Here is a 21,100-nt window from a genome sequence, read left to right as displayed (position 1 = left end):
GTCTTTTTCCTGCCTGAGAGAAGCTATATCATTGGTCCCTTCAAAATTATCAGTTTTAACGAGGCATCGCTTCATGAAGCAATTTTTTCTCAAAACACTACTCACTCTGCTGCTGAGCGGCATCTTTGCAAATATTGCAGCGGCGGAGACGGTTCGGGTCATGATGGAGACCAGCCAGGGAAATATCCTGCTGGCGCTGAATCGTGAAAAAGCGCCGAAAACTGTCGACAACTTTGTCCAGTACGTGGAAGACGGCTTCTTCAATGGCACCATCTTCCACCGCATCATCAAAGGTTTCATGATCCAGGGCGGCGGTTTTACCAGCGATATGGATAAAAAGGAGACCCGTAATCCGGTCTCCAACGAAGCCAAGAATGGTCTGAAAAACAAGCGCGGCAGTATCGCCATGGCCCGCACCAGTAATCCCCACTCTGCCACTGCCCAGTTCTTCATCAACCACAAGGACAACCTCTCCCTCGACTACCCCAAGCCTGACGGTTGGGGTTACGCGGTTTTCGGAGAGGTGATTGAAGGCATGGACGTGGTGGACCGCATTGCATCCCAACCGACCGGTATCAAAAGCGGCATGCGTGATGTGCCCACCACTCCCATCGTCATCGAAAAGGTCAGCGTGGTTAAATAATATCCGACAGCCTCCAAGCAAAATTTCAATCTAAACAGACAGGCAATTTACATGATTACATTGACCACCAACCTCGGCCCTATCGTCATCGAGCTGGACGAAGAGAACGCACCCAACACCTGCGCCAACTTCAAGCAGTATGTAGAGGACGGCTTTTTCGACGGCACTATCTTCCACCGGGTCATCGGCAACTTCATGATCCAGGGCGGCGGGTTTCTGCCGGGCATGGTTCAGAAGCAGACCCGCGATCCCATCGAGAACGAGGCGAAAAACGGACTTTCCAACGAGATCGGCACCCTCGCCATGGCCCGCACGGGAGACCCCCACTCCGCCACCGCCCAATTCTTTATCAATGTGGCGAACAACAGCTTCCTCGATCATCCAGGACAGGACGGCTGGGGCTACTGCGTCTTCGCCAAGGTGACCTCTGGTATGGACGTGATCGACAGGATCAAGGGCGTTGACACCACCACGAACGCGGGTCATCAGGACGTTCCGGCGGAAGACATCATCATCGAGAAGGCGGAAATCACCGACTAAAGGTCGGCCACAAACCACCTTACCATTCCCTCTCCCTCGGGGAGAGAGTTGGGGTGAGGGGGATCATCCATATAATTATTGGCTCAATAGCCAGTTACCGGATGCATTAAATTGGGCGAAACCCTCTTCATCTCCGACCTGCACCTCTCCAACGACCGACGGTCGACGGTGCAGCTGTTTCTCGATTTTCTCGAACACCGCGCCCCTGGCGCAGATAGGCTCTATATCCTGGGTGACCTCTTCGACACCTGGATCGGTGACGATCTGGAAGTCGAACCCGCGCCACAAATTAAGGCCGCACTAAAGAGACTCTACAACAGTGGCAGCCGAATCCTGCTGATGCACGGCAACCGGGATTTCCTGCTTGGCAAGCAATTCTGCGCTCAAACCGGCGCGGAACTCATCGATGATCCAACACAGATCGATCTTTTCGGCACAGCCACGCTATTGAACCGATCTCCTCCATGGTCATGCGCAGACGGCTCAGAGGGGAGATACACGACTTTGTGGATGATCAGACTGACTATACCCAGACCAATCAACAGGATCACCAGATTTATCCCGGCGCCAATCCAGAGTTCCCGCTCGATTGCGGCGTCCCGTTTGGCCAGTGAAAGGTTTTATCCGACTGGCACTCAGCACTGTACCTCCGGCAGCGCGTGGCGGTGGTCAGGCAGTTGGTTCCGTTGTGGTTGATTCCGCAAAAAAGGTTGGATGACGGTGAGCACTCTGGCCCCATCAACCTTTTTCAGCTCAACGATGCTTCCCACCAACGCCCGCCTGGCGAGATCACTGGTCGGCTTTTCGATATCAAAGCTGACCATAAATCTTACGACCGCCTCCTCTGAGCATGCGGACATCAACAATCTCTTCGCGGACAGAATCTTCTCCCGCAGCATCTCCCGATTGGCCATGGTGTTGCAACATCATTATGCTGTCCAGATAACCGTTTAGCACATCGGTCATCTGCTTGGCGGAGGCAGAAGCTGAGCTTTCTGGGTTGATAGGCCGAATAGACGGTGGCAATTGCCATGATAATCAGGAATATCAGGCCATGGCAGGCAAGATTTTCCATTGAACAGAAGAGTACTGCGACATTGTCAACTCATCCGAATGCGCAGGCGTAGCGCATCAATATAAATTAATCGATACAATTTAATTCGGCATCCCCCAAGAAAACTTGAAGTTTTTATTAGACCTGTTTTCTACAACATTTGTCGAGAAAGGTATCGGTGGGATGATCCCCCAGCCGGAAAGGTCTTTTTCCTGCCTGAGAGAAGCTATATCATAGCCATCTTCAAATTATCAGGTTTAACGGGGCATCGCTTCATGAAGCAATTTTTTCTCAAAACACTACTCACTCTGCTGCTGAGCGGCATCTTTGCAAATATTGTAGCGGCGGAGACGGTTCGGGTCATGATGGAGACCAGTCAGGGAAATATCCTGTTGGCGCTGGATCGTGAAAAAGCGCCGAAAACTGTCGACAACTTTGTCCAGTACGTGGAAGACGGCTTCTTCAATGGCACCATCTTCCATCGTGTTATCAAAGGTTTCATGATCCAGGGTGGCGGTTTTACCAGCGATATGGATAGAAAAGAGCCCCGTAATCCGGTCTCCAACGAAGCCAAGAATGGTCTGAAGAACAAACGCGGAAGCATCGCCATGGCCCGCACCAGCAATCCCCACTCTGCCACTGCCCAGTTCTTCATCAACCACAAGGACAACCTCTCCCTCGACTACCCCAAGCCTGACGGTTGGGGTTACGCGGTTTTCGGAGAGGTGATTGAAGGCATGGACGTGGTGGACCGCATTGCATCCCAACCGACCGGTATCAAAAGCGGCATGCGTGATGTGCCCACCACTCCCATCGTCATCGAAAAGGTCAGCGTGGTTAAATAATATCTGACCCAGCACTATTTCAATCTAACTAAAAAGACAGGCAATTTACATGATTACATTGACCACCAACCTCGGCCCTATCGTCATCGAACTGGATGAAGAGAACGCACCCAACACCTGCGCCAACTTCAAGCAGTATGTCGAGGATGGCTTTTTCGACGGCACCATCTTCCACCGTGTCATAGGCAATTTCATGATCCAGGGTGGCGGATTCCTGCCGGGAATGATCCAGAAGCAGACCCGCGATCCGATCGAAAACGAGGCGAAAAACGGACTTTCCAACGAGATCGGCACCCTCGCCATGGCCCGCACAGGAGACCCCCACTCCGCCACCGCCCAATTCTTTATCAATGTGGCGAACAACAGCTTCCTCGACCATCCGGGACAGGACGGCTGGGGCTACTGCGTCTTCGCCAAGGTGACCTCTGGTATGGACGTGATCGACAGGATCAAGGGCGTTGACACCACCACGAACGCGGGTCATCAGGACGTTCCGGCCGAAGATATCGTCATCGAGAAGGCGGAAATTACCGACTAAATGTCGGCCACAAACCACCTTACCATTCCCTCTCCCTCGGGGAGAGGGTTGGGGTGAGGGGGATCATCCATATAATTACTGGCTCAATAGCCAGTTACCGGATGCATTAAATTGGGCGAAACCCTCTTCATCTCCGACCTGCACCTCTCCAGCGACCGGCGGTCGACGGTGCAGCTGTTTCTCGATTTTCTCGAACACCGCGCCCCTGGCGCAGATAGGCTCTTTATCCTGGGTGACCTCTTCGACACCTGGATCGGTGACGATCTGGAAGTCGAACCCGCGCCACAAATTAAGGCCGCACTAAAGAGACTCTACAACAGTGGCAGCCGAATCCTGCTGATGCACGGCAACCGGGATTTCCTGCTTGGCGAGCAATTCTGCGCTCAAACCGGCGCGGAACTCATCGATGATCCAACACAGATCGATCTTTTCGGCACAGCCACGCTATTGATGCATGGCGACCTGCTCTGCACCGATGACCTGCCCTATCAGGCGTTCCGCAAACAGGTTCGCGATCCAGCCTTCATCACACAGTTTCTCTCCAGGGCCATTCCGGAACGTATTGCCATTGCCCGGGAGTACCGGGCGAAGAGCGGTGAGGCAACCTCACTGAAGGCGGCAGAAATCATGGACGTCAATCAAGCGACTGTGGCGCAATATATGGAGGATCACGGCGTCAGGCGTCTGATCCACGGACATACCCACCGTCCCGGCCGACACGACTTCATGTTGTCCGACGTGGCAGTCAGCCGTTTTGTTTTGGGGGAGTGGCATCCCGATCATGCCGAATTATTAGTGGTGTCGCCTGAAGGACTTAGGGTGGAAATCTTCAAGCCGGTTTAGGGCTTTCAGACAGCAATCTCAATGTTTCGCGCATAACGCCTCCAGACGTTCCAGCTCCTGTTCCGAAAAACCTGCATCCAGCCGCGCCTGCCGATGCAGGGGACAGCGAATTTCGCCGTTGAGAAAGTTGTTCAGCAGATCGAAATAGGTGGTTTCTGGGTCCACCCCCCGCTGCTCACAGAGCCAGGCAAACCAGTCGCTGCCGAACTGCACATGTCCCACCTCTTCGTCCAGGATCACCTGCAACACCACCACCGTCTCCTGGTCCCCCGCCTTGCGGAAGCGCGCCATGATGCCCGGCGTGACATCCAGTCCACGGGCCTCCAGCATGCGGGGCACCAATGCCATGCGGACCAGTGGATCATCGGCAGTACGGACAGCCATCTCCCAAAGACCATTGTGGGCGGGAAAATCGCCGTAATCGGCGCCGACATCCCGCAGACGTTGCCGCAGCAGGCGGAAATGCCGCACCTCCTCCACCGCCACCTGTATCCAGTCGCTATAAAACTTCTCCGGCATGTCGGGGAAACGCTGCACCGCGTCCCAGGCCAGATTGATGGCATTGAATTCGATATGGGTTATGGCGTGGATCAGTGCCACACGTCCCTGCTCCGTGCCGAGACCACGACGGGGCAACTGGCTTGGATGCACCAGTTCCGGCCGGGGGGGATGACCTGCTTCGACGATAGCGTCCGCAGGGCTCCAGTCGCTGAGTCCCAACTCCCCCAACCGCCAGGCCTGCGCCACCTGGTCTGTAAGATTCAGCTTTGTTTCCACCTCTTTTTCCAGCAGACAGCGGCGGGCAGCCTGATAGAGGCTCTTTTCATTCACCATTACAATTTCAGTCCCAACATCAGATCCATTACATTTGTCCCGGTAGGCCCGGTGGTCACAAGATCTCCGCTCGCCTCCAGCAGTGAACCGGAGTCGGCCCGGCGCAGTGCCTGATCCGGGTCGAAACCCTCATTTCGTGCCCGGGTCAGCGTGGCACCATCCACCAATGCACCCGCATCTTCGGTGGGACCATCAGTGCCGTCCGTACCGGCAGCGAGAAACCAAAGATTGTCATGGCCCTGCAACGCCCCAGCAGCGGCCAGGGCCAGATGCTGATTACGGCCGCCCTGCCCCGGCTCAGGCGGCAGAATCACCGTTGTCTCGCCACCCCAAATCATCATACCCGGCTCTGCAGCTTTGAGTTCTTCAGCCAGCCGCACGCCTGCCGCCGTCGCATCTCCTGCAACGAACTCATCCACCACCTTTACCCGGAAGCCCAGTTTCCGGGCTTCCCGGGCGGCAGCAGCCTTTGCCTGCCCCAGGTTGGCGATGATCTCGATGGCTGGGCTCTGGTTCCCATAAATCCGCCGCTGTCGAATGGCCTGCCTGACAACTGAATCCAGCCAGTCTGGCAGACCAAAGTTTTCCATTCCATCGGGGGTTATCACCTCAGGCGTCAACAGCCCGGAACCGATCACGCCAGGCTCATCACCCGGCACATCGGAGATTGCCAGTGCAGTCACCGGTCGATCACCCATCCAGTGCAGCAACCCACCACCCTTGATCCGGGAGAGCGCCTTGCGCACCCGGTTCATCTCGCCAATCGCCAAGCCGCTACCCAGAAGCCAGCGATTGGAGCGAACCAGAAAATCCCCCCCCACACCATCGACAGGAGACTCGACCAGGCTGGACGCCCCCCCTGAAAGCAGAAAAAGCAGCGGTCGTTGTGGTTCTTGTTGAAGAAAAGCGATCAGACGATCACCTGCCGCCAGACTCCGATTATCAGGCAGTGGATGACCAGCCTCAAACAGCTCCCAGCCCGGCAAGCTGGCCGAAACACTGTCCAGATGGCCAGACTTGGAGATCACCAGCGCCGAGACGATACGCTCACCCAAAATCTCTCTGGCCCCCGCGGCCATCGCACCCGCCGCCTTGCCTACGGCCACGAGGGATATTTGGCCCTTTAACGGCCTCTGCCGCAGCCTCTCCCTTACGCAGCGGCGGCCGTCCACCGCCTGCAGCGCGGCATCGAAGATCTCCAGCAGTGACATGCGGGGCGTGCTCATGGTCTGATTTTCCCACGATTGCCGTCAAATAGCCGTAGACATCTTCCTCATAAGCCGCTCTAGGCAGTCTCCCGAAAAGAATTACCATCTTCTTCTTAATTCCCAGACTCTCCTGAGGTAAACTGAACCGATTTGCAGCACCGTCGGAGAAGCCGCGTTGGGAAGCATACAGTTACGTCGTAACTTCAGTCGAAACATCCTGATCAGGATGGTCATCATGTCCACCCTGGTCGCGGGACTGATCGTCTGGAAGTTCGATTTTATCAACCAGGTCTATTTCCGGGATCAGCTCACCAGCACCGGCCTGATCATCAACGGCACCATTGTCGGGCTGTTCTTCATCGGCATTCTGCGCATGGTTCTTATCTTCATCCACTATGTCCGCGAAGAGAATGCGCTGATCCGTTTCCTGCGCAATCTGCGGGAGGGGATGGAGGAGCCTTACGCCCAGCTGCCGAAAAAATCCATTATCGTGATGCGCTACCGCATCATGGAAGGACTCTTCAAAGCGAACTGCCCGGTCAACCACGGCTCACTGGCGTCCACCCTGTTGGCCAACGAGAGCACGCGCAACAGCCTGCCGAAGTTCATCAACAACATCCTGATCCTGACCGGTGTTTTCGGCACCATCGTCTCCCTCTCCATCGCCCTGATCGGCGCCTCTGACCTGCTGGAGAATGCGATCAATGTGGGTGGCATGGGCATGATGATACACGGCATGTCCACGGCGCTCTCCACCACCATTACCGCGATTGTCTGCTACGTCATCTTCGGCTATTTCCACCTGAAGCTCACCGACGTCCAGACCAATCTGGTCAGTGCCGTGGAACAGGTCACGGTCAACGAACTGATCCCGCGTTTCCATGTCCATACCGACAGTGTGCTCTACGAGTTCACCGGCCTGATCCGCTCCATGCAGGAACTGGTCAAGCAGATGGGCCAGTCACAGCAGGCCGTTCAGGAGATGGAACAGCACATGCTCAACACGCTGGATGGTTTTGCCGAACAGTCAAAGTCGCACACCCGCGACATGGCCGATATCAAACACATCCTGATTCGCGGCTTCCGACTGCGCCAGCCTGACTAAACGGCATGGATAACAGCTTCGTCGATCTGCGACTAAATCACCACGCGGCCCAGGCTGAGGAGGGCTTCTGGCCCTCTTTCACCGATATCATGACGGTAATTCTCATGATATTCATGCTCGCAATGGTGGTTCTGCTGATCCGCAACATGGAGCTGCTGGACCAGCTGCGCTCAACCATGGCCGCAGAGCAGGAGGCGATGGAACTGGTCAAAACCGCAGGCGAGGAGAACCAGACGCTGGAGGAGCGCCTGCTCTCCCGCGAATATGAGCTCTCGATGATGCGCATGCAGCTGATGCGCGCGGAGGAGCAGCAGGAGCAGCAGGAAGCGGCCATCGCCAGCCAGTTGCACCAGATCAGCAGCCTGTCACTGGAACGGGACGACCTGGAGAGCAACATCACCCGCCTTACCCATGACAAAGATGATCTCAATGTGCAGGTCAGCCGGCTCACCCACGACAAAGACAGTCTCAATGTGCAGGTCACCCGGCTGACAACAGACACCAACCGTCTGCAAGTACTCATCGACGACGCTACCCGTAGCGTTGGAAATCTGAGTGAAGATGTGAATCGGCTCACTAAGCGCCATACATTGACCTTGGGCGAGCTGAAGAGCCTGCGCACATCCTATCGCGCTCAAAGTGAGGAGCTGGCGGTGGCACAGGCCCAGAATATGGACTCGGATCAGACACTTGCCGATCTGAAGATTGACTTCCAAGCACTCAAGATCAAATACGACAAACTTGTCCGGCCCGCCCGCACCTCCCGGGGTAAATTTGTCGTGGTGGTGCGTTTCGCCAAGATCAAAGGGCAGCTTGTCATCGATTACAAGGCGCCCGGGAGCGAAGTCTTCAATACCGTGTCGCGCAAACAGCTCGATCAGTCACTGACTCGTTTGAAAGCACAGGAATCCAACCAGCTTTACGTCAAGGTCATCATCCCGAAGAACAGCGGCCTGTCCTATAATGAGGCCTGGACCTTCACGAATCAGATGCACAGGAAGTATGACTACTACTTCCAGGAAGATGCAAAAAAAGAGCGGATGATCAATGAGTAAACTGCAAGCACTCACGACCGGCGGGACAGCCTGATCCCGTAACAGCTGTCATCCTACCCTTAGATTCCTCAAGCAACCTGTTTGCATGGAATTCCTTCTCCAAACAGCTAAAATATAACGAATGCCTAACACACGAGAATCTTCTGTGAATTCAGCGCTCTATCCAACCGAATCAGAACTGCGAAATGCCTATGAAATAATGAAAGGCAGTCCCGTTCCCTCCCTGCCCAAGGTGGCACTCAACATTGAGCAGGAGATGCAGAAGAAAGATGTCAACATAGCTAGAGTTGCCGACATGATCAGTCAGGATGCTGCAATTTCCGGACTGGTACTGAAGACCATCAACTCCCCTGCGTTCGGCATGGGCCGAAAATTTGATTCCATTCAACATGCCTCGGTTCTGCTGGGCCTGGAAAACATCAAGAACCTGGTGATCGCTTCTGCGCTGAAACATGTATTCGACAGTACTGAGCCCGCAGTGCAGATGATCTGGGAAGATGTCAATGCTGTTGCCCAGTGCGCTGTCTGGATCGCCAGCTCAATCAGTTCAGTTGCCAAGGATGAAGCCTATCTTGCTGGCCTCTTTCATAAATCCGGCGCCCTCCTTATGGCCAAGCGCTTCAGCGATTATGACCAGGTTCTCAGGATAGCGAAGTCAGACCCTGGGAGGTGGATAGAAGAGGAGGAGCGAAGATATGGGACCAACCATACCTTAATCGGATTTATCCTGGCCGAGAGCTGGAAGTTACCCGAGATCATCTGCCTGACTATTCTTCACCACCATCAAGAATCGTGCAGTGAAATTGAAGATGAAAAACTCAGAGAGCTGATTGCGACCATTAAGGCGGCCAACTACATTCTTGACGTAATTCTGTTGAGAGAATCCACAACCGCAAGCAACATACCCGAATTTTTTGGCAATGCGATCAATGAGCTGGCACTGAGCAGCGATGAAATTGAGGCTTTGAAAGACCAGATGACAGAGTTTATTTTCACAAAATAGACCTCCAGGCTCATTTGTGCCGATAAAAACCGTAGACAGCGCAAAGGATCGTGCTTTGTTGGGGGTTGCAGGAACTCCCTCTGTAAGCAAAATCGTTCTACAATTGAATTAGCGATTGTTCTGCCATATTGGAAAAGGCCTAATAGCTCCAGAAAGCGGTTTTCTATGTTTACCAGATACCTGATCAGCACCGGCACTCCATATTTTCAACGATGCCTGTTCGTTTGCATTTTGGCTGGCTTGTTGAACGGCTGTTCCTCCAGTGTGCCAGAACTGATCAAAAAGGCTCCACCAGGAGATATTCAGGTTGCCGAGGTCCAACAGGCATCCGGGCGTTTCAATCGCTCCCGGGTTCGCTGGGGCGGCACCATTATCAGAGTGGATAATCGCAAAGAGAGCACCCTCATCGAAGTATTGGCGCGCTCTCTGGCCTCGGAGGGAAAACCGGATTCAGGCAGTGATGGGCAGGGGCGCTTCATGGTCAAAGTGAAGGGGTTTCTCGATCCGGAGGAGTACCCAAAAGACCGATTACTCACCGTAACCGGATCTGTCACCCAGGTGATCGAGCGCAGTGTCGGCGACTATAACTACACCTATCCAGTGGTCGAGGCGGAAGTCTACTTTCTCTGGCCGGAAGAGAAGGATTATCCTTATCGCTACTATCGTGATCCCTTTTATGACCCCTGGTATCCTTTTGGATACAGGTACCCTTACTACTGGTAGGGCAACTCTATGACAAAGTATTTCAAACGTATTTTCTTCGTCACCCTGTGCCTGTCTTTGGCTGCTTGCGCCGCTCCCCAAACCCGGGCGCCGGCAGGAGATCGCTCAGTCACACCAAAGCAGATAGCTGAAAAAAACCAGAGTATCGGGACATCCCCAGTGGAATGGGGTGGTGTCATCATGGAATTGCGGAACCTGAAGAGCAGCAGTGAACTCGAAGTGATCGCTTACCCTTTGCAAGGGAACGGCAAACCGGATCTCGATGCCGCTCCAACCGGACGTTTTATCGCGGTCACACCGGGATACCTTGAGAGTGTCGACTATAGCAAGGGGCGCCAAGTCACCATAAGCGGTCCTGTCAGTGAAATCAGAACGGGCAAGGTTGGCGAAGCGGATTATCAATTCCCGGTCATCAAAACAGCCGATGCCCATCTTTGGCCGAAAGCAGTCGCACGCGATACCAAACCCAGAATACACTTCGGCATAGGCGTCGGTAGCGGCGGCTACTCCCGCAGTGGCGTCGGGATCGGAGTCGGTTTTTGAGCGTCACACGACTTGGCAGCCGCATGCGTGCTGCAATCTGTAGAAAGGCATGATCATGGAATGGCTGTCTAATACATTCCCTATGTTCAGCCACTATATGCCGGCACTTATCACTGCCGCAGTTATTGTCGTGATTGTCTGGACATCCAACAGATTCCTCATCACCCAGCGCACCAATCTGGGCGCAGAGGCAAAACTGCCCCGCCAGTTACTCATTCTAGGCCTGACACTGGTCGGAATACTGATCCTGCTCTTTCAAATCCCGATGTCGGATACTGCACGAGGACAGATACTCAGTCTGCTCGGCATTGTACTTACCGGTGTCATCGGCCTCTCATCCACCACCTTTGTCACCAATATCATGGCGGGGCTGATGCTGCGGGTGGTGCGCAGTTTTCGATCTGGGGATTTCATCCGTATCGGCGATCAATTCGGGAAAGTCACTGACCGGGGGCTGTTTCACACCGAGATCCAGACCGAAGACCGGGATCTGACAATCTTTCCAAATCTGTTTCTGATCACGACGCCCATCACGGTCGTCCGCAGATCTGGCACGATTATCTCAACAACCCTCTCTCTTGGTTATGAAATACCCCGCGCCCGTGTCGAGGCGTTATTAACCGAAGCAGCAGAGGAGGTAAAATTATCCGAATGCTTCGTTCAAGTCACCGAGATTGGCGATTACGCGGTAACCTATCGAATCGCAGGATTTCTGCCGGAAGTGAAACATCTATTGACTGCCCGCTCGAATCTGCGAAAGATGGTATTGGATGTACTGCACCAAAACGGTGTCGAAATCGTCTCTCCGTCCTTTATGAACCAGCGCCAATATGGATTGGAGAGCCGATTTATTCCGACGGACACAAGTGCCAAGCCGGATGATTTGGTAGCCAGTGACGATTCACCGGAAACCATCATGTTCGACAAGGCCGATGAGGCAGAAGAGCTCGATCAATTCCGTGATGAGCTTGAGCGCCGCAAATCGCGTAATCAGGAACTCAGCGAATTGCTAAAAACCAACAGCGAATCCGATACGAAGGCGATCGAAGCGGAAGTCGAATCCAACGAACAGCGAATCCTTCAACTTTCAGAAATTATTGAAACGAAAACATCTGATTCGAAGGCTGAAAAACAATAAAATCAGATGGAAATCCAAGTCAGTGAATTAATTTATAAATAACATAGAAAATAGTTTTGGGAATGGTTCCCGATGCTATGCACTTATCAATTCAGCGTCTCACAGAAAAAAACGCAACGATGTGATTCTTGATGCGATCATGCGATATTCGGAAGACAGGAAATCCTGGAAAAGTGCCTTGGCCACGAGAGAGTAGCCACATCACTGAACAAAACAGCCACTATCCATAATGTAGGCCCGATCAAGCGTAGCGGATCGGGCATTGCCGGTTCCGCTGCGCTTGAACCAGCCTACTCGTTAACTGGCATCCATCCGGAAATAATTTTCTTCGTGTACTTCGTGCGCTTCGTGGTTAGATATGGGTTTCCGGATAGACGTTAACTAATTTTCGCTTTCCCACAAAGCCCTGCGCCCAGCATAACCCATCAACAGTTGGCCGGATTACTAAAGGGTGCATATCCAGCGTTCTCCTTAGTATGTTGAATTGTGCTGAATAGTTACGCCGATTTTTTTTTGGCAACTCGATCCCGGAGATAGATCGGCAAAGCCAATTCAGGCGCCACACTATTCCCCGCCTTAAAACCCGCCACACCCAGCAGGGCCACATCCTCCGCACTGCAATAGAGATCAGGCATCTGTTGTTCCAAACCTGCGCCCATACGTTCTGCCAGCAGCTCACCATACACAGCCCAGCCTGTCCCGACACCATACCAGCCATCGCCATCCGGAAGGTTTACCTCTTCGGCTTTCGCGACTGCCTCCACTCCCTCTAATTCAACCAGCCCAACCGCACCAAGATGATAGGCCGCCCAGTAGACCTCACCCATGCGCGCATCAAACGCCGGCAACAGCCGTTTAGCGCCGCTCTCCCGGCAGGCACGCTGGGCCAAGGCAGCAAGCGTGGAGACCGGCACTACTGGCAGGTCAGCTGCAAATGCCACGCCCTGAACCACGCCGGTGGCAATCCGCACTCCGGTAAATGATCCTGGACCCCGACCAAATGCTATGGCATCCAGCTGCGACGGCACCAAACCCGCCTCATTCAGCAGTTCGTCCATCATGGCAAGCACCAGCTCACTATGACCTCTTGGGCGCACTTCGTAGCGCAAGTGAATCTCACCATCGATTGAAAGGGCGACGGAGCAGGCTTCGGCAGCAGTTTCGAGCGCAAGCAATTTCATTGGGGGGTATCAAATCACCAAACAGGACACCGATTTTATCAGTTCGTTGCCCGCAACGCTTTTCTGCGTTCACGGCGTTCCTGCAAGCCCTGCAACAGATCCCACAAAACGGGCACGATAAACAGGGTCAAGGCGGTTGCCGTCGCCAGTCCGGCGACAAAGGTCGAAGCCATGGTGCCCCAGATGAGCGAATAACTTGGAAAACCTACTGCCATCGGCAGCAGGCCCAGGGTAGTGGTGCGCGTCGTCAAGACAATAGGACGCAATCGAACCTGGACACCGTCAACGATGGCATCCCGGCGTGACATACCGCTTCGATAACGTTTATTGATAAAATCGACCAGTACCAGTGCATCGTTTACCACCACACCCGCCACGCCGATGACAGCAATAAAACTGTTGACTGTGAAGAGTGTCTGACTCACCAGCTTGCCGAACACCACGCCAATCAACGCAAAGACGATTGCAGACAGAATGATCAACGGTTGTAGATAGGACTGAAACTGCGTCGCCAGGATCACATACATGACCAACACTGCAATGATGAAAGCGTAGGCCAACGACTCGAATGATCGCCGCGTATCTTCATGCTCTCCACCAAAAGTGACCGTTGCGCCGGGATATAAATCACGAACAGATTCATAATAGCGCTTTACCCCGTTCACGATGGTTGGCGTTGAGGTAGGTGCACCCGGTTTGATATTTGCCTTCAGGCTGATGGCTCTTTGCCCTCGATAGCGTTTTATCTCTCCAGCTTCATTGTAGGTACGGATTCTGACAAGATCGGCCAGATGGAGAGGACGTTCAGCATCCTCCACAACCGGGATATAGAGCGCATTTTCCGGCTCTTTCAGCCGCTCGGGGTCGATATAGAGTTTGAGATCAACCTCTTCATCGATGTGCCGGTATTTACCCAGATAGCGGCCATCCAATACACTGGCCGCCAACTGCGTCACCTGTGCGCTGTCGAGTCCATATTCAGCCACTCGATCTTGTAGTACTTCAAATTGAATCGCCCGTTTCGGTAGCCCCCGGTCATCTGCCAGATCAAGCAGATGTGTTCCAATATCCGGATCCTTGCGCATATGATCAAGCAGATCCGTCGCCAGGGCCGATACCGATTCGATATTTGAACCCACCACACGCACGTTGATGTCCTTGCCACTTGGAGGGCCATCGTTCTGCGGGTGAATATGCAGTTCAAATCCATCTGTCTCAAAGATCGGTTTGAGTTTTTCCCGCATCCGATCCAAGTGCAGCAGGGGATCATCAAACGTCTGTTCAGTCACCGATGGCATGGTCACCATCACCGAACCGTGATTGTTACCATAGACCGGCTCATAATCCTCATTGAAGTAGAAACCGGCATAACCGGCCGCTGCCTTGGCCATCCCCGGCCCATCCGCCATCACTGCCTCAGAGATCTTCCGCACACGTTTGTCCACCACCCTGATCGGTATGTTGCCTGGTCCCACCACATCGACATAGTAGAGTTTGTAGTCATCGGGAAAGAATTGAATACGGATCAACGGTACCTTGCCGCTGGCCGACAGACCCAACACGACCACAGCAACAGCGAATAGCAGCATCACCAAGGTCACACTGGTCAGGCGAAAGCGCATTGTCAGTTTCAGCAGTCTGCTGGTAAAACGCCGCAACACCCGCATCAGAGCATTGTCCCGCTTCATAGTGGCAATCTTCTTATCGGCTCTGGGTCCAAAGTCGAGGTAGTGAATGGGCAGGATCAACAGACATTCGACCAGCGAGGCCACAATGGCAAAGGTGACCGCCTTCGGCACCAAGGCAAAAAACTGTCCGGTCGTTCCGCTCATGATCAGCATCGGCAGAAAAGCTGCCACCGTGGTCATGGTTGCGGCGATCACCGGCAGGGCCACTTCGGAAGTCCCCTTGACGATCGCCTCCCGCAGCGGACGCCCTTCCTGCACATGGCGATAGATATTTTCCGTCACCACAATGGCATCATCCACCACAATCCCCGTCACCAGAACAAAGGAAAAGAGCGTGATTTCATTAAGGCTGTTGCCGGTGAGATACATGATCAGCATGGTGATCATGAAAGAGAAGGGTATGCCGATGGTAACCAGACCGGCATTACGTATGCCCATGAAATACCAGATAATCAGGGAGACCAGCGAGATACCCACCAGCATATTCATACCGAGAGTGTTCAGCCCGTCCTTGATATAGACGGTGGAGTCCTGGGTCAGGACCAGTTCCACATCCTGCGCCTGCAGCAAGGGACGATACTCATCGACCACAGCCGCGACAGCATCACGGATATCCATGGCATTGCCGGCATCCGACTTGGTCACCTTCAGCGCCAGTGAAGGTTTGCCGTTTACCGATGGGATTACGGTTGGATCCCGATAGCCCATCCCGGCCCGGCTTATCACATCTTCAACCCGTACCAGGCTGCCATCGGCATCAACCCGGATCACTGTCCCCAAAACCTGTTTCAGAGAGTCGAAGCGCTCATCAACCTTGACCAGGAATTCGCCTGCGACGTTACTGAATTTACCGGCGGGCAGTGACACATTCGCCTTGCTTAATGCATTGGCAACAGCATCGAAACTGACCCCAAGGGATTTAAGCTTCTCCGGGTCGAGTTTGACGTGAAACTCCTGGACATACTCTCCCGAGAGTTCAACCTCCTGTATCCCGCCGATCTTCTGCAGCCGGGTTTTCATCTCCCTGGCCATCAGTGCCAGCGCCCGATTCTCATGATCTCCGGTGAAATTCACCACGATCACCGGCAACCAGTCCTGCACCTTGGCATTGATCAGGTTGGGCGGGTCAACGCCTTCCGGCAGTTCGCTGATAACGTTGAGCACTTCAAACCGCACTTCGTTATAAAGCACGTCATAATCGGCGTCATCGACAAACTTTAAGCGAATGTGGGATCGGCCGCTGAATGATGTGGCACTGATCCACTCCACATCATCTACCGATTCGAGCGCCTCTTCTATCTTGCGGGTTACCAGACTCTCCACATCGACCGGAGAGGCCCCCGGATAGACCGTGGAGATGATCACCTCTCCAAAACCAAAATTGGGATAGCGTTCCGCCGGCAAAGAAAAGAGAGAGATAAATCCCACCACAATCAGAACGACGAACATCAGGTTGTAGAAAACCTTCTGTCTTAACGAGAATTGGACCACCGATTCCATACCGGATTACTCCCCACCCATGACGAACTCATCGCCTGGCTTGACCCCGGGAGCCGTCACCCTGACCCACTCCCCTTCCCTGCCCTTGGCACGACCCAGGAATACAACCCGTATATCACTGCCGTCAGCACGTTTCAGCCAGTGCTCCTCATATCGTTCCGACACTGCCCCTGCAGGCAATACCACTGCCCCGGAACGGGCGGGAAGATCGAGCGTCAACTCAGCACGCAGTCCGCCCCTTGCAGTCCCGGCGTCTACCGCTATCTCCAACTCAACATAGATCTTGTGGGAGGCTTCATCAAAGGAGGGGGAGACCCGCTCGATCTTTGCCACCATCCTCTGACCCAGTTCGGGCAGAAAGAGCGCCAGCTTCTCACCCAGCCCCTGCAGGGTCTGAAATTCCGCCAACGATAGAGCAAAAGGCACCAGCAACCGACTGTAATCTCCAACTTTAGCCACAGGTTCACCGGCATTGATCCACTGCCCCTGCTCCACATGGCGCTCGACCAGATGCCAACCTTCAGGCGCCTTTATGCAGTGGCGCTCTTTTTCTCACGCAGTTTCTCATTCTGCACCTTGAGGGAAGCAATCTGACTGCGGGCGCTGTCAAGATTGCGTTGCGCATCGTCCAGTTGGCTCTCGGAGGAACTCTTCTGTTTCAGCAACTGACTGAAACGTTTCACCTGCTTTCGATAGTGGCGGACATCGATTTCAAGACGTTGTGTCTCAGTTCTGTTGGCACGCAGATCCAGTTTGATAAAGGTGTCATCAAGACAAACCAGCGGAAGCTTGGCGTCGATTCGGTCACCCACATCAGCATTTATCTCCTCCACCCTGCCTGAGGCTTCAGCGGAGAGTGTCAGCAACGTGCGTGCCCTGGTAAACCCTGAGAACACCTCCCGTTGCGTGGCGATTTGCGCCGTCACCAACGCCTGCGCATGGATTTCAGTAGCGATCAGGCCACTGATCAGTAGCAGCACTCCCAAAACCTTCTGCATCGCTTCCACTCCCTTCTGTCACTGTTTGCTCTATTTCAGATGTAGGACGGTTCAAGCATAGCGGAAGCGGCAAACGCTATGCGTTGTACCTAATTTATTGCCTGATCCGCTACGCTTGAACAGGCCTACGAACTCATGGCGGACAAAGCCCGGTATCAACATGCATACAGCAATGTTGACAGCGTATACATAGATGTATGCAATGTCAACATCGACTGATATACTCCCTCCGAGGAGATTGTTAATGAACAAGAGATCAGGCGAAACATACCACCACGGGAATCTGCATGGCACGCTGATCGCCGCTGCAATCGAACTGATCCGCGACAAAGGCCCGAATGCGTTCAGTCTTCGGGAACTGGCTAAAAAGGCAGGTGTCAGTCACACTGCGCCCTATCGTCACTTCAAAGATAAAAATGCACTGCTTGTGGCGATTGCCGAAACAGGTTTCAAAACATTGACAGAGCGCACGCGAAACGCCGCCATGCAGTTTGACGGTGACCCGAAGCGGCAACTGATCGAAACCGGTGTCGCTTATGTAGAACTTGCATTGGACAACCCTGAGATCACACAGTTGATGTTCGGGGGCTTCATCGATATGGAAAAATGTCCAAAAGAGAACTTGGATTCTACAGCGGATAACGCCTTTCAGGGCTTGGTAAACCTGATAGAAAGCGGCAAGCAGTCCGGTATTTTTCGCAATGAAGAGACTGAATTGCTTGCGCTGGCAACCTGGTCCATGGTGCATGGATTGGCCATGCTGATCACCGGTGGCCAGCTATGCGGGATTGCGGATGAGCAAGATCAGGTGCGCAACCTGAGTGCAAAGGTGGAGAGTCTGTTGATGGAGGGCATACTGGTCAGGTAACTCACCATTTACGGTCGAGACCATGAATTTTCCTTTCCTGATTCTTTCTCAGCACACGACAGTCTGCAAAACTACATTCGATTACCAGCAGATAGTTTTCCAAGGCAGAACACCAACCGACATAGATCTCCTGCCCTTCCATGGCGGCCAGCAACTTTGTCTTGAATGAGTCGCAACCTGCATCCCTGAAGGTACTTTCCACCAAATAGTAAGATGCCGAAAACGCAGGTGCGGCCATAACGGACAGAAGCACCAAAACCGCAATAATTTTACCCATACTGAATACTCATGTTTCGAATATTGGCCGCAGGGATTCACCACCACGGCAGTTCGTTGATTATAAGCCCACGCAGGCAGAAAAAAGTTCCCGTAATCGCTGCGTTAATCTTCCCTGTTGAGAATATTCACCAGTCCCACCCCATCTACCGGTTGTAGTTCATGACTGGCAGCCACAACGAAACGCTGGGACTTGCCTGCCAGAGCGGGAACATTATTCATGTCCTGACTGAAGACCGGAACCATTTCATCTCCAATACCCACCGGTCCAGGACGCACCACAGAGATATAGTCGATATCCGGATGCTGTTGGGCATTCAACCAGTAGAGCAGACTACCGGGTTGGGCTGGTGTAAGATCGATCAACACTCCCCAGGAGTCCTGGACCAGATCGTAGAGATCTCCCCCAAAGAAATCCTTGATAATGCCAAAGGGTCCGGAACTGTCTGTCGCATCCAGGGCCTGCACCGCACGAATAGTACCGAGATGAGGCGACCCGATGGTGATCAATCTCTTGACCTTGGGAGTCCGACCTTGGACAAGCACCATTCTTGCCACCACACCGCCAGCGGAGTGACCTGCCATGATCAATGACTCATCAGGATGCCGGGCAGAGATCGCAGAGATCATGCCACCCAGGAGATTCGCCTGTACCGCAATGGGTGCAAGAGACGGCAGCTCAACCGGGTAGACCTTATTGACAGCGTTGCTTCCCGGTCCCGGAAGAATCCCCTGAGGAGTGGCAAGACCAGCACGCTGCCAGCCATTTTGAGCCAGAATCGCATTGACGCCACTGGTCTCCCAGGACGATGCGCTGCCCAGATAACCATGCACAAGGACTAAAACATCAGGGCTGGCCGGCAGGCTCTGCAGGCCAAGAAAGAACAGGATGAAGACTTTTACTGCGCGTCTCATGGTTTCACCTCTTTTCACATCAAGTGAGTCAAATATTGCCAGATTGCTACGCCATGCTCTGGTAGTAGAGATTCTGCGGATGCTGCGCCTCGGTAAAAAAATGATAACGTTCCAAAATCAGGCCGAGGTATTGGATCCCAAAAGCCAGCAGCGGCAAGGTTTCCGACTCCAGGGCATAAGCGAGCAGAATCAGGATCACGGGCGCGGCAAACACCATCAGCAGAAATGCATACCGGATCAGGTTCAGCAATCCCTGGGATTTACCGTGGAAAAACTCACGCGTATTGAATGATCCACCCATGAAACCCTGGGCCTTCTGCTCCAGCTGGGAATGATGAACACCCACTGCCGACTTCAAATCAACCTTGCATCTGAACCGGCCGTTCCGGTAGAGGGTAGCAACACGGGTCAGCAGGCCGAACAGAGTCGCAATCACCGCCCAAGTGCCGTAGAAACCCACCAGTGAATTCCCTTGGTAGGCAGAGAAAGCCGAAGCGAGCATGAACCCTGAAGCAATGCCGAGAAACAGAAAGTTCGCTACCGTCAGCGGTGAATACCACGCCTTGATAAAGCGCAGACTGGCATAGATCATCGCGGTACAGAGAAACAGGCCAAAAACCGCAAGCGTACCCAGACCACCGATAATCAGGGAGAAATCGACCGGCAGGGTGCCGGAGATAACAAACAGCGGTTTCGTCAGATCGAAAAAGTGCACCGTACCGTAGAGAAAGATCAGTCCCATGGCGGCCGGCAGGACCAGCACCTCACGGGAGAGCCAGGAGGTACGCCATTGGGTGGCCGCACGCCAGGCACGCTCCGGATGCCCCAGGTGGAACAGCGAGGCGATCAGACCCGCAAACAACAGTACCAGAGAGATCATGCTCCCAACCGCATAGAAGTTACTGCTCTGCGCAGGCAGCAAATTTGCCAGCGCATAGAGTTGACCGGTATAGAGCGCCAGAAACAGCCCCTGGCCCACACCAATGAGGGTGGTTAGAAAAATAACAGAGAACGCGGGATGCATGGTCAGTTCCTCCTGAAACAGGGCCAGGGGCCAAGGGCAGAGGGCCGAGGAAAAAGGCTCGGCGAACCGGATCGCATTTCCGTCACTTCATTCATCTTCCAAAAAATTCCAAAATTCATTCCCAAGCCCTTGGCCCTATACCCTCGGCCCTGTCAGCTACCAAGCCACATCGTCCAGAGTCTCACCGGCCTCAGGCAGCGTCGGCAGCGCCTCTTTCTTCAACGGATTATCGACACGCACCAGCTCATCCTCGTGGATCTGAATCCGGGTCTTGCGCCGTGGCAGATAATTAGTTTGAGAACAGTCCCCACTCAGGCTGCAGCGGATACCCCCTGCTCTGGATCGCCACCGACACTTCAGAGTCAGGATCATGAATATCGCCATAGATTCGTGCACGGGTGGGGCGGAAATAACACAGGCAGGCTTGCGTTCGACTCTGGCAGGCTCATATCGGTGATCGGTCGATGCAGAGGTGCATATCATCACCTTCTGCTGCTCCATCAAACTCCACGAACACTGCATAGGAACAGGCCCAGGTAGTATTTATTTACAGCCATTGCACTTGTCGTAATCCTGGC

Annotated in this window: 24 protein-coding genes; 14 read left to right on the top strand and 10 right to left on the bottom strand. The window is 53.7% G+C overall.

Going from position 1 to position 21,100, the window contains the following annotated elements; genetic code table 11:
* The first annotated feature begins 73 nt into the window (after positions 1-73).
* The 7 genes from G9Q73_RS06235 (at position 74) to G9Q73_RS06205 (ending at position 4,463) form a co-directional block, all read left to right on the top strand.
* A complete protein-coding gene (locus tag G9Q73_RS06235) occupies positions 74-643 on the top strand; it encodes a peptidylprolyl isomerase (protein ID WP_177419028.1) in 570 nt (189 codons plus the stop codon).
* Positions 644-694: 51 nt separating this feature from the next.
* Complete coding sequence (locus G9Q73_RS06230; RefSeq protein ID WP_177419027.1) at positions 695-1,183, top strand: peptidylprolyl isomerase; 489 nt, start codon at positions 695-697, stop codon at positions 1,181-1,183.
* 111 nt (positions 1,184-1,294) lie between these two features.
* Positions 1,295-1,879 carry a UDP-2,3-diacylglucosamine diphosphatase gene (locus G9Q73_RS06225; RefSeq protein WP_177419026.1) on the top strand — a complete coding sequence of 195 codons (585 nt, stop codon included), beginning with the start codon at positions 1,295-1,297 and terminating at the stop codon, positions 1,877-1,879.
* Between the two features lie 18 nt (positions 1,880-1,897).
* Positions 1,898-2,137 (top strand): hypothetical protein, encoded by a 240-nt coding sequence (locus G9Q73_RS06220; RefSeq protein ID WP_177419025.1) that lies wholly within the window; start codon positions 1,898-1,900, stop codon positions 2,135-2,137.
* A 375-nt stretch (positions 2,138-2,512) separates the two neighbouring features.
* Positions 2,513-3,082: a peptidylprolyl isomerase gene (locus G9Q73_RS06215; RefSeq protein ID WP_177419024.1), complete on the top strand. Its 570-nt coding sequence runs from the start codon at positions 2,513-2,515 to the stop codon at positions 3,080-3,082.
* Positions 3,083-3,131: 49 nt separating this feature from the next.
* The gene (locus tag G9Q73_RS06210; RefSeq protein ID WP_177419023.1) at positions 3,132-3,620 is read left to right on the top strand and encodes a peptidylprolyl isomerase; all 489 of its coding nucleotides are present in this window, start codon (positions 3,132-3,134) and stop codon (positions 3,618-3,620) included.
* A 111-nt stretch (positions 3,621-3,731) separates the two neighbouring features.
* Positions 3,732-4,463 carry a UDP-2,3-diacylglucosamine diphosphatase gene (locus tag G9Q73_RS06205; RefSeq protein ID WP_177419022.1) on the top strand — a complete coding sequence of 244 codons (732 nt, stop codon included), beginning with the start codon at positions 3,732-3,734 and terminating at the stop codon, positions 4,461-4,463.
* Positions 4,464-4,481: 18 nt separating this feature from the next.
* Here G9Q73_RS06205 and G9Q73_RS06200 read toward each other — a convergent pair whose 3' ends face one another.
* Together G9Q73_RS06200 and G9Q73_RS06195 are read right to left on the bottom strand one after the other, a co-directional pair.
* Positions 4,482-5,297, bottom strand: coding sequence for a ferritin-like domain-containing protein (locus tag G9Q73_RS06200; protein WP_177419021.1), 816 nt, complete (start codon positions 5,295-5,297; stop codon positions 4,482-4,484).
* Complete coding sequence (locus G9Q73_RS06195; RefSeq protein ID WP_177419020.1) at positions 5,297-6,523, bottom strand: glycerate kinase type-2 family protein; 1,227 nt, start codon at positions 6,521-6,523, stop codon at positions 5,297-5,299. The genes G9Q73_RS06200 and G9Q73_RS06195 overlap by 1 nt, the downstream gene beginning before the upstream one ends.
* A 217-nt stretch (positions 6,524-6,740) precedes the next feature.
* On the opposite strand from G9Q73_RS06195, the gene G9Q73_RS06190 reads away from it, so the two are divergent.
* The 6 genes from G9Q73_RS06190 (at position 6,741) to G9Q73_RS06165 (ending at position 12,072) form a co-directional block, all read left to right on the top strand.
* Positions 6,741-7,610, top strand: coding sequence for a hypothetical protein (locus G9Q73_RS06190; RefSeq protein ID WP_246345064.1), 870 nt, complete (start codon positions 6,741-6,743; stop codon positions 7,608-7,610).
* 5 nt (positions 7,611-7,615) lie between these two features.
* Positions 7,616-8,665, top strand: a complete 1,050-nt coding sequence (locus G9Q73_RS06185; RefSeq protein WP_177419018.1) for a coiled-coil domain-containing protein — start codon at positions 7,616-7,618, stop codon at positions 8,663-8,665.
* Positions 8,666-8,786: 121 nt separating this feature from the next.
* Positions 8,787-9,668 carry an HDOD domain-containing protein gene (locus tag G9Q73_RS06180; RefSeq protein WP_369408848.1) on the top strand — a complete coding sequence of 294 codons (882 nt, stop codon included), beginning with the start codon at positions 8,787-8,789 and terminating at the stop codon, positions 9,666-9,668.
* A gap of 165 nt (positions 9,669-9,833) precedes the next feature.
* Entirely contained in the window at positions 9,834-10,391 is a 558-nt protein-coding gene (locus G9Q73_RS06175) for a Slp family lipoprotein (protein WP_177419016.1), read from the top strand.
* A 9-nt stretch (positions 10,392-10,400) separates the two neighbouring features.
* Positions 10,401-10,934, top strand: a complete 534-nt coding sequence (locus tag G9Q73_RS06170; protein WP_177419015.1) for a Slp family lipoprotein — start codon at positions 10,401-10,403, stop codon at positions 10,932-10,934.
* Positions 10,935-10,989: 55 nt separating this feature from the next.
* Positions 10,990-12,072 (top strand): mechanosensitive ion channel family protein, encoded by a 1,083-nt coding sequence (locus G9Q73_RS06165; RefSeq protein ID WP_177419014.1) that lies wholly within the window; start codon positions 10,990-10,992, stop codon positions 12,070-12,072.
* 497 nt (positions 12,073-12,569) lie between these two features.
* On the opposite strand, the gene tsaB is transcribed toward G9Q73_RS06165, so the two are convergent.
* The 4 genes from tsaB to G9Q73_RS06145 all read right to left on the bottom strand — a co-directional run bounded on the left by tsaB (position 12,570) and on the right by G9Q73_RS06145 (position 17,439).
* Entirely contained in the window at positions 12,570-13,253 is a 684-nt protein-coding gene (tsaB, locus tag G9Q73_RS06160; protein WP_177419013.1) for a tRNA (adenosine(37)-N6)-threonylcarbamoyltransferase complex dimerization subunit type 1 TsaB, read from the bottom strand.
* Between the two features lie 38 nt (positions 13,254-13,291).
* Positions 13,292-16,441, bottom strand: a complete 3,150-nt coding sequence (locus G9Q73_RS06155; RefSeq protein ID WP_177419012.1) for an efflux RND transporter permease subunit — start codon at positions 16,439-16,441, stop codon at positions 13,292-13,294.
* A 6-nt stretch (positions 16,442-16,447) separates the two neighbouring features.
* On the bottom strand, positions 16,448-16,900 hold the full coding sequence (locus G9Q73_RS06150) for an efflux RND transporter periplasmic adaptor subunit (protein WP_500814662.1): 453 nt from the start codon (positions 16,898-16,900) through the stop codon (positions 16,448-16,450).
* Positions 16,901-16,971: 71 nt separating this feature from the next.
* Positions 16,972-17,439 (bottom strand): efflux RND transporter periplasmic adaptor subunit, encoded by a 468-nt coding sequence (locus tag G9Q73_RS06145; RefSeq protein WP_177419010.1) that lies wholly within the window; start codon positions 17,437-17,439, stop codon positions 16,972-16,974.
* Between the two features lie 244 nt (positions 17,440-17,683).
* Between G9Q73_RS06145 and G9Q73_RS06140 the strand changes: the two genes are divergently transcribed.
* Positions 17,684-18,307: a TetR/AcrR family transcriptional regulator gene (locus G9Q73_RS06140; protein WP_177419009.1), complete on the top strand. Its 624-nt coding sequence runs from the start codon at positions 17,684-17,686 to the stop codon at positions 18,305-18,307.
* A 1-nt stretch (position 18,308) separates the two neighbouring features.
* Here the strand turns inward: G9Q73_RS06140 and G9Q73_RS06135 are convergent, their stop codons facing one another.
* The 4 genes from G9Q73_RS06135 to G9Q73_RS06120 form a co-directional block, all read right to left on the bottom strand.
* A complete protein-coding gene (locus G9Q73_RS06135) occupies positions 18,309-18,584 on the bottom strand; it encodes a hypothetical protein (RefSeq protein ID WP_177419008.1) in 276 nt (91 codons plus the stop codon).
* 104 nt (positions 18,585-18,688) lie between these two features.
* Positions 18,689-19,498: an esterase/lipase family protein gene (locus G9Q73_RS06130; protein WP_177419007.1), complete on the bottom strand. Its 810-nt coding sequence runs from the start codon at positions 19,496-19,498 to the stop codon at positions 18,689-18,691.
* A gap of 46 nt (positions 19,499-19,544) precedes the next feature.
* Complete coding sequence (locus G9Q73_RS06125) at positions 19,545-20,522, bottom strand: dimethyl sulfoxide reductase anchor subunit family protein (protein ID WP_177419006.1); 978 nt, start codon at positions 20,520-20,522, stop codon at positions 19,545-19,547.
* Positions 20,523-20,678: 156 nt separating this feature from the next.
* A complete protein-coding gene (locus tag G9Q73_RS06120; protein ID WP_177419005.1) occupies positions 20,679-20,894 on the bottom strand; it encodes a hypothetical protein in 216 nt (71 codons plus the stop codon).
* Between the last annotated feature and the right edge of the window lie 206 nt (positions 20,895-21,100).

The organism is endosymbiont of Lamellibrachia barhami, from assembly GCF_011947365.2.
Lineage (GTDB): Bacteria > Pseudomonadota > Gammaproteobacteria > Chromatiales > Chromatiaceae > QGON01.
This window is presented reverse-complemented; position numbering and strand designations above follow the sequence as displayed.